Source organism: Desulfosporosinus burensis (assembly GCF_054657535.1).
Map to the genome: position 1 here is coordinate 180,988 of NZ_BAAHYN010000007.1, position 13,179 is coordinate 194,166.

Genomic DNA, 13,179 nt, shown 5'->3' on the forward strand with positions numbered 1-13,179 from the left:
TAGTCCACGAACTTGGTTTTCTCGTAGCTTATCACGTGAATCTAACCTCTTTGATTCAGCGAACCGGATTTGAGAATAATCAGGCTTGTAAATTAACAAATCGGGTTCTTCAATGTTCTTAAAGGCCTTGTATATAGTTCGTTCCATAAAAAATGCCGCTACCTTTTATCAAAGTAACGGCCCCATCCTATCCCAAAACATACTACGTGTAATTAATTTTTGAACTTCATACTGTTTCAATTTATCTCTAACCTCAATAACATTCTCCGCCCGAATCCTACACCTATTCGAAGAATCTTATGTACTGTTTTAGGCCATCGGAATTTTCTGTTATATCTATAAAACCTTCGCTTTCATAATAATTGCATAATCCATCAATGGGTTTACATTCAATTAATATCAATCTTCCGCCAACAATATCCCTAGCACTATTTATTAAACCATAACAATCCTCGAGCATCTTTTTCCCAGCTAAATCCTCTTGAGTATATCTCGTATCCCTTCCCAGTTGCCCGATCAGAAACGCGACAAGGTTTTGCGAAGAAGGAACTGTTAGTATTACAAAGACTCACACTCACACATCGCTTCTGGCAGAGGCTGGAGTCAGTCACCCTGAGATCATGGAGCGGCTGGGGCACAAAGATGACGAAACAACAAGAATTGTCTACATGCACACTACAAAAGCTATGAAAAAAGAGGCTTCCCAAAAGTTCAGTGAACTCATGAAAAGCCTCTAATCTAATCATACCCCTAGGGGTATGATTTTTTTTATTAGAAAATGTTACCCTTTTGTTACCCCTAGGGTATTTTTCGGGGTTTTTAATCGCTGGAAGTGGCTTGTATCAAGGGTTAACGACTTTGACTTACATCATGCCGCCCATTCCACCCATACCGCCCATGCCACCCATGCCAGGTGCTCCGCCGCCATCTTTGGCAGGCAGATCAGAGACTAAGCATTCAGTGGTCAGAAGCATAGCAGCAATGGAACCTGCGTTTTGCAGAGCCGAACGAGTAACTTTGGCTGGGTCAACAATACCAGCAGCAATCATATCTTCATAGACTTCAGTTACAGCATTGAAGCCAATTCCACGTTTGCCGGACTCGCGAACCTTGCCAACGACAACGGAGCCTTCATGCCCAGCATTGTTGGCGATCTGACGAAGTGGCTCTTCGAGAGCTCGGCGAATAATGTTCACACCAGTTGCCTCGTCACCGACTAAATTAAGGGCATCTAAGGCCTGGATAGCATCAATCAGGGTAGTCCCTCCACCAGACACGATTCCTTCTTCAACAGCGGCACGGGTTGCAGCTAAAGCATCTTCAATGCGGAGTTTCTTCTCCTTCATTTCAGTTTCGGTTGCTGCACCGACTTGAATTACGGCAACACCGCCAGCTAATTTAGCTAAACGCTCTTGGAGTTTTTCACGATCAAAGTCAGACGTAGTTTCTTCAATTTGTCGTTTAAGGGCTTCAACACGTTTTTTAATATCGTCAGTGTTACCAGCACCTTCAACAAGCGTGGTTTCCTCTTTGGTTACACGGACTTGGCGGGCACGGCCCAGCATTTCAACCGTGGTGTTTTCTAGTTTTAAGCCTAGATCTTCTGTGATCACAGTTCCGCCTGTCAGTACGGCAATGTCTTCGAGCATTGCTTTGCGACGATCTCCAAAGCCAGGGGCTTTAACTCCGACACAAACGAAGGTTCCGCGCAGCTTGTTGACGACGAGGGTAGCTAGTGCTTCCCCATCAATGTCTTCGGCAATAATCATCAGTTGACGACCCGCTTGAACTACTTTTTCCAAGACTGGTAAAACGTCTTGAATGGCGCTGATCTTCTTGTCAGTAATCAGGATGTAAGGATCATTAAGTACGGCTTCCATTTTCTCCGTATCTGTGATCATATATGCAGAAATATATCCGCGATCAAATTGCATTCCTTCAACCACTTCAAGTTCGGTGGTCATGCCTTTAGCTTCTTCAACTGTGATGACGCCGTCTTTGCCAACTTTCTCCATGGCTTGAGCAATAAGGTCACCGATGTTCTTGTCGCTAGCAGAGATGGAGGCGACTTGGGCAATAGCTTCACTCGTCTCAACGAGTTTGGCATTAGCTTTAATGTCTGCAACCACAACTTCCACAGCTTGCTCAATTCCACGTTTAATGCCCATAGGATTTGCACCAGCTGCAACGTTCTTAAGCCCTTCGCGAATGATCGCTTGTGCTAAAACAGTAGCCGTAGTGGTACCGTCCCCAGCCACATCGTTAGTTTTGGTAGCAACTTCTTTAACAAGTTGAGCTCCCATGTTTTCAAACGGATCCTCTAATTCGATGTCACGAGCAATTGTTACTCCGTCATTCGTGATCAGAGGAGATCCAAACTTCTTATCGAGAACGACATTACGTCCCTTAGGTCCTAGGGTTACACGAACAGCTTCAGCTAGAGCATTAACTCCGCGTTCTAAAGCGTGACGTGCATCTTGATTAAAAATAATTTGTTTTGCCAACGTATTTCACTCCTTATAAATAATTCTTATTAAACTAGCCCATAATGGCTAAAATATCTGACTCTTTCAGGATAAGATATTCTTGACCGTCATACTTCACTTCGGTCCCTGCATATTTGGAATAAATTACACGATCGCCTGCCTTAACATCGAGAGCGACGCGAACACCCTTTTCCATTTTACCAGGTCCTACAGCGACAATTTCGCCTTCTTGTGGTTTTTCCTTAGCGGTATCCGGCATAATAATTCCGCTCTTAGTTTTTTCTTCCATCGGGAGTGCTTTAATGATCACCCGATCTGCGAGAGGTTTAATGTTCATGAAGAAAAGTCCCTCCTATGTTTTTTTATTTAATATTTGTTAGCACTCGACTCTATTGAGTGCTAACAATATATCTATAATAATATGCAAGGGGCCGCAGGAAAGCAAGCCCCCTAATACTCCAAAAACAGGTATTTAACTAGCATTTTCTTTATCAATCTAATTATTACTCCCGTTTTCAGGCAATAGATATTTAATAAATGCCTAAGGCCTCCTCCCATACGCATCACCATATCGTCTACACACTATAATTGCCAGTTTTGAACTCTTCTATGCACGATTAATTCTCTTGAGTTAATTTTAATTGCCGCTGAGAAACTTCCTCCAAGATGGAACCTAGAGCTTCTTTCACTGTACTATTTTCTAGATTAAGCAGATAAATCTTGGTTTTACCAATCTTCAAATTATGATCCGGGTGCTCCTTCTCAAAAAGGATAGTTTGCTTTAAGGTGTACCGTATGAACTCCTTAACTTGTGGGATTGACCGCCCCAAAGATTCTGTCAAGGCAGCCCTCGCTTTTGTAGACGCAACATAAGGCAAGCGTATCTGAAGATTTCCTAGGATTTGAATCCCTTGTTCTAAATCAAGCTCTGGGCGATACTCTACTTCGTGTTTTTCATTGATTGCCCACTGGAAAAGATCATCTTCCTCGCAATAAGGTTGCAGAGCGTGATGAACACTTCCGGCAACTCCTATCACCTTAACATCTTTCCCCCAAGCACGGACCTTTCTAAGCAAGGACAGGAAATCTCCGTCCCCTGTAATTAATAAAAAGAGGTCAAAGGTAGCTGCTCGTGTCAGTAGGATTTCTTGGGCTTCGAGCATTAACTCTAAATCTGCAGCATTACGGCGAAGTCCTGTGCTTGAATAATTGTTCTTTCCAAAGACATGACGTGTAAAGACATTTGTTTTCTCAAACGTCGTTTGTGTCCGCCAAAACTCTTCACGGTCGAAGTTTGCGTAAAGATAGATAGCTAATAAATCCATCGTATTGCGTTCTGCATAAAGTTGTAAAAACTGCACCAACTGTTCCGGAGATAATTCATACCCTCGCTCTAATAAGCCGGTCCAAATATTTTCGTAATCGACAAACGCTATGGCTTTCAAATTGCTCACCTCACAAGCCACTCATTTACCATAGTTTACGCTATACTTTGGACAGACGTGACAAGCTCAACAATAAAAGGTGCTTGAACTTACAATATGTTCGGAATAATCCCCGAATTACAGGAGAAAAATCAGACGCTGACGAACTGTATAAAATATAATTTACTAAGCTTGGGTTCAGGAGGAGTATCGGTGATTGTCTTAAGTAATAAAGGAATAGGATTTGTTTTAGCCATTTTTTCTTCCATATTTTGGGGTACAAATGGTACCTTTTGTACTCTGTTAGGCAACCTTGGTTTTGATACATTAAGTATCGCAATCCTAGCTCCCTCGTTTAACTTGGTCTTTTTCTCAATTCTATTATTGGTTACTAACAAAACAGGGTTTAAAGTCGGCTGGAGAATTTTATCCTTCCTATTAATAGGCGGGCTTTCCTCAGCGGTCACTAATATTTCGTTCGTAAAGTCTGTCAGCTATTTTCCTGTAGGCATCGTTTCTACACTTATTTTTTGTAACGTATTTGTGATCATGATCCTTTCTAGAATTGTATTTAAAAACAAGATTACCGTAAAAAAGATTGGGGCAGCTATCACTGCCATCTTTGGGGTTTGCCTAGTCTTGGATGTTTTTAATCAAGGTTTTCACTATAACTCTAAGGGCTTGATATGGATAGCTATCACGATACTTGCCTGGTCATCAATGATGGTTTTGGAGAAATATCTATTAGAACAAGGAGTCGATGGAAACGCAATTTTGATGTATGTTGCCTTGATCGCAGTTTTAATCTTGTCAATATCCACTTCCCCTTTAGCCGTAATGAGTAATATTATCGAAATAAGTGGTCAAACAAACGGTTATGCGTTACTTGTGATCTTAGGCTTTGGGCTGATTCCTCAAATAGGGTGTTATTCTCTCTACATGAAAAGTTTAAAGTATATCGAACCAAGCTACGTGCAAATTATGTATTCTCTTGACCCTGTGGTGGCTAGCATTTTAGGATTTATAGTCTTTAATCAAACTATGAACCCCAGTAATATTATCGGTATCTTTCTAATCCTAGGGGTCGTTATCTTCATTCAGATTTCCGAAAATCGAGCGGGAATCAAATCGACGTCAGAAATAATGGATGTTTGATTCATCCTTATAATGCAAAAGAGATTGGCATAATTGCCAATCTCTTTTGCATTATAAGACTAAACCTTGAAAGTCACCCGTGATGGAACCGCCTGACAAAAATACTCAACTAAACGATGATCAAGGTTGCTTTAACGTTGACGCGCATTCACTGGCTTCCCCTTTGAGAATCTGAATTCCATGAGGAATTGCCGAGGCAATTGCTGCAAAGCATTCGCTCACCGCTTTAGGACTGCCCGGCATATTTATGATCAAAGTTCGCTTTCTAAGGACAGCGATCGCTCTGCTTAGCATCGCCTTAGGAGTCACTTTAAGGCTTTCCATGCGCATTACTTCAGCAATGCCTGGAACCATACGGTCTGCTACGGCTAATGTTGCCTCAGGTGTCACGTCCCGCATAGAAAAACCAGTTCCACCCGTCGTTAAAATCAAGTCCAAGCTGCGTTCATCTGCCCAAAGGCGCATCGTTTCCTCTAGTAACGCTTGGTCGTCAGGGAGCACCACATATTCCACTACCTGTCCACCGATCTCTTGAACAAGCTTAGCGAGGGTGGGCCCAGATAGATCTTCCCTCTCTCCTCGAGATCCTTTGTCACTAGCTGTAATTACCCCTACTTGAATCATTAAGATATCACCTCAATATTATCTCCTACACGAACGATTCCGCCTTCAAGCAGTCGGATAAAAATCCCTTCTTTTGGCATAACACAGTCCCCCGCCTGATAGAAAATTGCACATTTTGTGTGACATTCTTTACCGATTTGGGTGACCTCTCCTATACTAGTTTCTCCAATTTTAAGCTTAGTTCCAATCGGAAGAGTAAATAGTTCCAAGCCTTCAGTTGTAAGGTTTTCTGCAAAGTCCCCTGGTCCTACGTCCAACCCTTTGTCCGTCATCTTCTTAATGCTCTCCATGGAAAGTAAGCTCACCATTCGATGCCAATCTCCACCATGTGCATCTCCTTCAAGACCAAAATTAACTTTCAAGATCCCTTCTCCTACGTTCTTCTTGCGCATACCTTTTTTCTCACTCGTACAAACAGCGATAATTTTACCCATATTATAGCCTCTCCTTCACACCTTTTCTTACCTTCTCTTCTCTTACCATCCATGTTGAATTACGATCTAGGAAACTTCATTTCTGAAGCGCAGCTTCAGAAGCGTTAGTTGAACTTATCCAGGACTTACCGCCACTTACTTTAAACTTGTAATGCTTAGTGGCGGTTAGTCACGTACGAAATGTCCGCTTTTGCCCCCAAGCTTCTCGACCAAATAAATATCCCTAATCGTCATAGTTTTATCGATAGCCTTACACATATCATAAATAGTTAAGGCAGCAACACTAACCGCGGTGAGGGCCTCCATTTCCACCCCAGTCTTTCCATGGACCTTGACACTAGCTTCGATATCAATTTCACCCGGTTCTCCTAATTTAAAACTAAGTTTTGCCCCAGTGATTGCTAACGGATGGCACATGGGAATCAATTGTGAGGTTTGTTTTGCTGCCATAATCCCCGCTACTTGCGCGACCGCCAAAACATCTCCTTTGGCGATAAGGCCTGAACGAATGCGTTCCAGTGTCTCTGGCTTCATTAGTACTTTACCCTGAGCAACCGCAACCCTTGCTGTTTCTGCTTTGTCACTTACATCCACCATCCGGGCGCGTCCTTCTTCATCAAAATGTGTTAAATCCACTGCTTACCCTCCGATCTGAGACATGACACGCTTATCTTGCCACGCTTCGTTATTCATATGATGTTCTGCGGGTTTATGCCAAACTGCTTGCGCAAACAACTTCATAATATCCGAGTCCGAACTATTCTTTCGCAAAGTCTCACGCAAATCAACTTCATGTTTACTATGCAAACACGGACGTAGTTTCCCATCCGCTGTTAAACGCACCCGATTGCACGAATCGCAAAAATGACGGCTTAGGGCACTGATAAATCCGACACTTCCTTTATATCCTTTCGGTCGAAAATACTCTGCCGGTCCACCTCCAAGTATATCTTGGGTAGGAACCTCCTGATGGATCCCTAAACGTTCTTTCATTTCCGATATGGGGACGAACTCCGTACGATGATCTGAACTGACTCCAATCGGCATGAGTTCAATGAATCGGACATGCAATGGATATTCCTTAGCCAAGGTCAGGAAATTAGGCAACTCTTCCGTATTAAAATCTCTGACAACCACGACATTGATTTTCACCGGATTCAGACCTGCTTCGAGTGATCGGAAAATGCCTTGAATTACTTTCGAAACATCTCCACCTCGAGTATTTTCAGAAAAGCGCTTCGGATCCATGGTATCCAAACTAATATTAACGCGCTGAACACCCGCCGCTTTTAGGTCAAAGGCCATTTCCGGGAGTAACATACCATTAGTTGTCAGCATAAGATCCTCAACCCCTGGAAGTTGAGCCGCTTCCCGTAGAAATTCTAAAATCTCCTTACGAACTAAGGGTTCTCCTCCTGTGATACGGAATCGACGGAATCCTAGTTGCGTGCTTATCTTCATTAGCCTTAGTATTTCTTCGAAAGAAAGAATCAACTCATGAGGCATCCATTGAACTCCATCTGCGGGCATACAGTATTTACAGCGCAGATTGCATCGATCTGTTACTGAAATTCTAAGGTAGTCAATTTTCCTAAGAAATTGATCCTGCATTGCCACTCCTCTTTTCAAGACTAAATTTGGGTAAACAAAAAAACCCGCGGTCTGTAAACAACCGGGGAATCTAATCCACCTGTCGACAGACTCCTTTCCAGCAGGAGATATTACAGTTTCCCATAATACCCGAGTGTCTTTCGACACTAGTCTGGTCACCATAGCCTAAGCTTTAGGGGTTCCAGCTTCGGAGCGAGACGATTCAATTTAACCTTATAAAGATAGTTCGTGATTAATGGTTGAATTCCTTTTTTCCACATCTATTTTTATACGTTTATTTTTTCTTATTTTTTAAAAAATGATTCAGGTTTACCTTAAATTAAGGTACACTAGAGGAAAGAAATGCTTCAAGGAGGTAACAATGCCAAACGAAACGGTTACCCATTCCATTCTTAAAGCCCATGGGCCAAAGCTTGAGTGGTTGCAAGACACTGTGGTCCGAGAAGTCCCTTTAACCATCCATTATAACCGTGAGGAGATCGCTACTCTTTTATGCTCCCCCTCCCAAACTGAAGAACTTACTCTTGGCTTTCTGATCAATGAAGGCTTTATACAGGTTCCTAAGGATGTCTATGAAATTCGCCACGATCCGGTTGACCACTTGGTTTGGGTGGAAGGAAAACCTTGTCTTTTGCAAAAAGAACTCATGAGTAAACGATTTGTTTCCGCTTGTTGCGGTAAAAGTAGGGCTTCATTCTGTTATGCCAATGATGCACTTATGGTTAAACCGATTACGTCAACCTATAGCATCTTACTCCAAGAAGCGTATGAATATGCAAAGTACTTGGAATCTTATCTTCCACTCTTTCAAGAGACGGGTGGTATCCATAGCGGCGGAGTCGGGAATCAAGGTGAGATTGTTCTGACAAGCTACGATATCGGTAGACATAATGTCTTTGATAAACTCAGTGGAAGTGCCTTTCGCTCTCGTATTAGTCTTGAAAACCATGTCATTTTCTTCAGTGGCCGAGTCTCCTCGGAAATCCTGCTTAAGGTTGCCAAAATGAAAGTGCCCATCCTTATCGCTCGTGGTGCGCCGACGGATATGGCCCTTTCTCAGGCCAACGCTTTGAACATCACTGTCGTGGGGTTTGCAAGGGATCGCCGCCTAAATATATATACCTGTCATGATCGGATTACTAATTAAGAATCGCCGACCAATCGTCTGGTGTATTCACGTTACAAAAAACTCTGCTCAAATCAGAAAACCCCTCGAGTTCCGTTTCTTCCACATACCGCACGGCACAAGACGAGTAAAAATCTATGATCTTGAGGCGATCTGCCTCAAGATTTTTTTTGATAAACGGAAGGCAACGCCGATGATAATAGGCATGCAGAGGGTGAAGGCCGGACTGTAGCTGTGGAACAACGGCGTCATAATTTGAAATCCGAGTAAACAGAAAACGGATAACCTCGGCTCTCAAAAAAGGCATATCACAAGCCACAAAGAAAACCCAATCATTGGTTGCCGATTTCAAGCCCTGATGGAGCCCTTCTAAAGGGCCCCGCTCAAGAATCTCGTCTTGAATGACAGGTACTTCATAACCTGCATACAATTCAGGCTTGTTGCTGCTAATTAAAACTTCTGTAAATATTGTTTGTAAGACAGTTAGACTCCGCTCTACTAAGGGCTTTCCTTCCAGTTCCAGGAAGGCCTTGTTTTTTTTCATGCGTGAGCTTTTCCCACCGGCTAATAAAATCCCGGTCGCTTGCAATTTGGGAAGTTGGTTTCCGAAGTCCTGCAGCGGCTTAGTAATTTTTGAAGACCTCCTCGTATTCAGCGGACGAGAAGCGGGTCAGAATCCGTTTCCCCACGATGGTTACGGGTACTCCGATCGCATCCGTCACTTTTCTCAATTCTTTTAAGTGCTTAGGAAATAGAATATTTTTCTCTGTAAACAAAATCCCTTTACCCGAAAGGAATCGCTTAGCGCGAAAACAGTGAGGTCAAAGGGGTACAGTATACATAATCACTTCTTGTTGTATTATAAGTCTTCACCCCTCAACCTATTTGATTTCTATCTGAAATTAAACTACTGTTCTGACTTCAATGTACCATATAGGACTTTTATTGTCACGTTACAATAAAAGAGAGTCCGCAAATTATTTGCGTCTCTCCTTTATCAGATATCCAACGATCATTCTTTTACCCACTTGGCGACTATAAAATTAGGGTTCGTATTTTTTTGCTTTTCCATTGTTAAAGCTCGTTCTACCGAAGACACCTCAGGCGGAAAATAAAGTGCTTTGCCAATTTCAAGCCGTCCGCCTACCTTCCATTGACGAATTTCGGATTCCGTGTAAAACCGGGCGTGGGCAAAAACGGATTCAGGTTTCGCATTAGCTTTCCTACCATAGAACTCGCTCCAGGGAGATTCTCCCGCAATCACTCCAATCACCAGACACCCTTTGGGCTCTATATGCTCAAATAATCTAGCTAAAATTTCCTCCGGATTTGGAATAAACTCGAAAGCACTCATCGAAAGAATACCATGATATTGCTCAAGCTGATCTATAATTTGAGTGATATCCGCATTGAGCCACTTAACCTGATATCCTAAGTTCGCAATTTTTTCTCGAGCTCGTGCCATCATTTTTTCAGATATATCAACAGCCGTGATATGATACCCCTGTTCCGCTAGCTTAGTGGTGTATTGTCCGGTTCCACACCCAATTTCTAACAGCTTGGGACCGGATGGTTGAAAGAGCTGAACAACCAGGTCCCGCTCTACTTGATCGGCTACTCGTCCTATTTCTGTTTCGTACCAGTTGTCATAATCTTCAGCTATCGGGTCAAATAGTTCAATCGGCATTATAATTACTCCCTACTTTAGTTCTTTCTGCTTTTTCCCTACAGTCCACCACAGCACATCTCACTCATGACAGGTTTCAACCCACACGCTAAAGCGAAGTCTATGGTTTCATCAAGTGGAAAAGCCAACGTATTAATTCCCGCCGCTATGAGCCCTCTCTCCAACCAAGCCTTTTGAGTATAGGGTCGAGCACAACCAAAACTAATTTTAAGCGAAGGATTCAAGAGACGAGTTTGAGCGGTGATCCTGATGATCTCAGCCGGATCCGGTCCAATAACTCCGCCCATCGGAGTACCCGGCACGGCTCGTAAAGCAACCAATACCAACGTTTCCAAGGGATAGTCACTTAACGTTTGAATAAGGTTTTCTTCTCCCATGATTTCCCCGTAGTTTAAGCCGAGAACCACATGCGGGACGACATCTAACTCCTCGGCTAGCAGAATTTCTAAAGCATCTCTAAAGGCACTAGGCTTGCGGTCCAGATGATAAACCCGGCGAATTGTAGCGGCATCACCGATCATATCCAGAAAAACTTTATCAACCCCAGCCTGTTTCAACCCGACTGCTGTTTCCTTATCTGCTAAGCCGGTATGCACATGAATCGTAAAATTCAGGGATTTTAGATAAGTTAAAGCCGACAAAAAAGGCTTAAGGGGGACCTGGCCCTTATGATTACATCCTCCAGTTATAAGAAGCCCTGTAACTCCTTTTTTCCGCAGCTTGGTTCCCAGTTCCTGTAGTTTTTCCGGTGTTGGGGCTGGAATCATTCCCTTCAGCATTTTTCCCTGACAATGGTCACATAGAAGAGCACAAGAGACTCCTGTGATGCTCACAATAAGGAATCGGCCTGAATTGCAAAAATTATTACCATCATAATGCCTCCCGCCGGGAACTGCAAAGTGGATGAAATCAGGGAAGGTTTTTCGGCGCAGGTTCCAGGCTTCTTTTAGCAGATCAGGTAAGTTCGCACTTTGATCAAATTCCGTCCAACCTTCGATAATAGTCTTCCCTATCATATTCTTTTGGCGAAGTTCGGAGCACTTTAGCGAATTCACAATTGTTCACCACCCTCCATGAGCCCGGCGTAGAGTTCACCCCTTATCTGCTCCACATCTCGTATATTGGGAATAAAAGGATAATTGGCTAGGGTAATACCTGGGCGTTCATTGCCATAGGGCCGATTACAGGCAGTTTCTCCATCCTGCCCGGGACAGCCGGACGTACGAAAAGGTTGGCCGGAAGCGACAAAAGGTTCGACATCCATCCCAAAATCATAAACTTGTTCAGAACTATTAAAGCACATAGTTTTGGCACTCGCCAAATCATTCATAATTACATAACGGGCTAATTGCATACGGCGGTATTGACCAATGGAGGGTGCCGCTTTCTCAGCCAAAGCACTCCCCGGTTCGGGATAGAACGAAAACAAATGACCCACCGCGCCTGAATCGTGTACTTGCTGCAAAGCCATGGCCATCTCTTGTTCGCTTTCTCCTAGGCCGACAATAAGATGAACACTGACCTGGCCTTGTCCAAAAACCTCAACACCCTTTCTTAAAATCTCCCAGTAATGATCCCAGCGATGAGGTCCCCGTACACCTTTTCCTCGGTATTTTTGGAAGATTTCTGCGGTAGCTGTGTCAATCGACACCCCAAGTTGATCGGCACCAGCCTCTTTGAGTTTTTGCAGGTCTTCCGTCTTGTGGATCAACGTCGGGGTACAAAGAATACTAATCGGCAAATTGACTTCATTGTGTAAACGAGATACAAGGTTTAACGAATCCTCAAAGGCTCTCTTATGGGTAATCATGGATAGGCAAATTCGTTTCAAAGAGTTTTGATATTGTTTCGTCCGTTCGAGAATGAGATCAAAGGAGTAGGTGGGCCAAGCAACTCGGATGAAGGTTGTTCCTTTGGTTTTTTCTGAACGTTTTTGTTCCAAGCCGCAATAACCGCAGCGTCCCTGACAGCCCTCTTGATAAGTCAGGAGCAAGTTTAAGCAGGTTAGCTGGGCATTACGATAAAAAATACCGCCCTTTAAACCGAGTGTCATCGCAGCCGCAAGACTCGTTTGGATAACCTCCGGACTTTCTAAGCCCATATCCTCGATCTCTTGGGTAAGTTCACCTTGGGAACGATAAGCGTGAGTGTTAGACATCACAGGCCTTCTCCCTTTCTAACTCCAGCTCTAACCACACCTTGAGTTGCTCTACGGTCATATGCATTGGCCCTTCAGAGGAATGCGCTTTTATTTTAAAGAGCCAACCGTGCCCATAGGGATCTTGATTAATCAAGCGTGTGTTTCCCAGGACCTCCGCGTTCACGGCACAAATTTCCCCTGTCTGGGGAGCATAAAAGCGTCCAACCCATTTTCCCGTTTCCAGAGAACCTACCGCCTCTCTTGCCTTCACCTGAGTACCGGATTCTGGCAAACTCAAGTACAAAATATCCCCCCTGGTGTATTGCCCGTAATCGGTTAAGCCAATGGTTATGGTGTCTCCTTCTCTTTTAAGCCACTGATGGTGTTCATCATAGAGTAAGTCTTCTGGGAAATTCCACTCTCCGACCTTCATATCCTCACCCTCTTTCTCGTTCGTGCAAGTAGCCAAGATCCTATTCTATTTCAGGAACG

The 13,179-nt window shown here is 43.5% G+C and carries 14 protein-coding genes, 1 pseudogene and 1 riboswitch; of the genes and pseudogenes, 2 read left to right on the forward strand and 13 right to left on the reverse strand.

Features of this window, described 5'->3' with window-relative positions; translation table 11 throughout:
• Positions 1–863: 863 nt before the first annotated feature.
• The 3 genes from groL to ACYQ3Q_RS14225 all read right to left on the reverse strand — a co-directional run bounded on the left by groL (position 864) and on the right by ACYQ3Q_RS14225 (position 3,931).
• Positions 864–2,504, reverse strand: coding sequence for a chaperonin GroEL (gene groL / locus ACYQ3Q_RS14215; RefSeq protein ID WP_459929195.1), 1,641 nt, complete (start codon positions 2,502–2,504; stop codon positions 864–866).
• Between the two features lie 34 nt (positions 2,505–2,538).
• Positions 2,539–2,823, reverse strand: a complete 285-nt coding sequence (gene groES, locus ACYQ3Q_RS14220; RefSeq protein ID WP_034143625.1) for a co-chaperone GroES — start codon at positions 2,821–2,823, stop codon at positions 2,539–2,541.
• Positions 2,824–3,103: 280 nt separating this feature from the next.
• Complete coding sequence (locus tag ACYQ3Q_RS14225) at positions 3,104–3,931, reverse strand: NYN domain-containing protein (RefSeq protein ID WP_459929315.1); 828 nt, start codon at positions 3,929–3,931, stop codon at positions 3,104–3,106.
• Between the two features lie 192 nt (positions 3,932–4,123).
• Here ACYQ3Q_RS14225 and ACYQ3Q_RS14230 point away from each other — a divergent pair, with 192 nt between their 5' ends.
• Positions 4,124–5,065: a DMT family transporter gene (locus tag ACYQ3Q_RS14230; protein ID WP_459929196.1), complete on the forward strand. Its 942-nt coding sequence runs from the start codon at positions 4,124–4,126 to the stop codon at positions 5,063–5,065.
• Positions 5,066–5,185: 120 nt separating this feature from the next.
• On the opposite strand, the gene mog is transcribed toward ACYQ3Q_RS14230, so the two are convergent.
• The 4 genes from mog to moaA form a co-directional block, all read right to left on the reverse strand.
• Complete coding sequence (gene mog / locus ACYQ3Q_RS14235) at positions 5,186–5,689, reverse strand: molybdopterin adenylyltransferase (RefSeq protein WP_459929197.1); 504 nt, start codon at positions 5,687–5,689, stop codon at positions 5,186–5,188.
• Positions 5,689–6,123, reverse strand: a complete 435-nt coding sequence (locus tag ACYQ3Q_RS14240) for an MOSC domain-containing protein (RefSeq protein WP_459929198.1) — start codon at positions 6,121–6,123, stop codon at positions 5,689–5,691. The genes mog and ACYQ3Q_RS14240 overlap by 1 nt, the downstream gene beginning before the upstream one ends.
• A 165-nt stretch (positions 6,124–6,288) precedes the next feature.
• Positions 6,289–6,759, reverse strand: coding sequence for a cyclic pyranopterin monophosphate synthase MoaC (gene moaC / locus ACYQ3Q_RS14245; RefSeq protein ID WP_459929199.1), 471 nt, complete (start codon positions 6,757–6,759; stop codon positions 6,289–6,291).
• A 3-nt stretch (positions 6,760–6,762) separates the two neighbouring features.
• Positions 6,763–7,734 (reverse strand): GTP 3',8-cyclase MoaA, encoded by a 972-nt coding sequence (gene moaA / locus ACYQ3Q_RS14250; protein ID WP_459929200.1) that lies wholly within the window; start codon positions 7,732–7,734, stop codon positions 6,763–6,765.
• Positions 7,735–7,808: 74 nt separating this feature from the next.
• A riboswitch (molybdenum cofactor riboswitch) is annotated at positions 7,809–7,939 on the reverse strand.
• A gap of 156 nt (positions 7,940–8,095) precedes the next feature.
• Between moaA and fdhD the strand changes: the two genes are divergently transcribed.
• Complete coding sequence (fdhD, locus tag ACYQ3Q_RS14255; protein WP_459929201.1) at positions 8,096–8,881, forward strand: formate dehydrogenase accessory sulfurtransferase FdhD; 786 nt, start codon at positions 8,096–8,098, stop codon at positions 8,879–8,881.
• Here the strand turns inward: fdhD and mobA are convergent.
• The 6 genes and pseudogenes from mobA to ACYQ3Q_RS14285 form a co-directional block, all read right to left on the reverse strand.
• Positions 8,874–9,449 (reverse strand): molybdenum cofactor guanylyltransferase, encoded by a 576-nt coding sequence (gene mobA, locus ACYQ3Q_RS14260; protein ID WP_459929202.1) that lies wholly within the window; start codon positions 9,447–9,449, stop codon positions 8,874–8,876. The genes fdhD and mobA overlap by 8 nt on opposite strands.
• Before the next feature lie 34 nt (positions 9,450–9,483).
• Positions 9,484–9,669: pseudogene (locus ACYQ3Q_RS14265) on the reverse strand (glutaredoxin family protein); the annotation flags it as partial.
• A gap of 203 nt (positions 9,670–9,872) precedes the next feature.
• Positions 9,873–10,547, reverse strand: a complete 675-nt coding sequence (locus ACYQ3Q_RS14270) for a class I SAM-dependent DNA methyltransferase (protein WP_459929203.1) — start codon at positions 10,545–10,547, stop codon at positions 9,873–9,875.
• 38 nt (positions 10,548–10,585) lie between these two features.
• Positions 10,586–11,602, reverse strand: a complete 1,017-nt coding sequence (locus ACYQ3Q_RS14275; protein WP_459929204.1) for a radical SAM protein — start codon at positions 11,600–11,602, stop codon at positions 10,586–10,588.
• Positions 11,599–12,705: a radical SAM protein gene (locus ACYQ3Q_RS14280; protein WP_459929205.1), complete on the reverse strand. Its 1,107-nt coding sequence runs from the start codon at positions 12,703–12,705 to the stop codon at positions 11,599–11,601. The genes ACYQ3Q_RS14275 and ACYQ3Q_RS14280 overlap by 4 nt, the downstream gene beginning before the upstream one ends.
• Positions 12,698–13,156 (reverse strand): glycine cleavage system protein H, encoded by a 459-nt coding sequence (locus ACYQ3Q_RS14285; RefSeq protein WP_459929206.1) that lies wholly within the window; start codon positions 13,154–13,156, stop codon positions 12,698–12,700. Before ACYQ3Q_RS14285 ends, ACYQ3Q_RS14280 begins: the two co-directional genes overlap by 8 nt.
• Between the last annotated feature and the right edge of the window lie 23 nt (positions 13,157–13,179).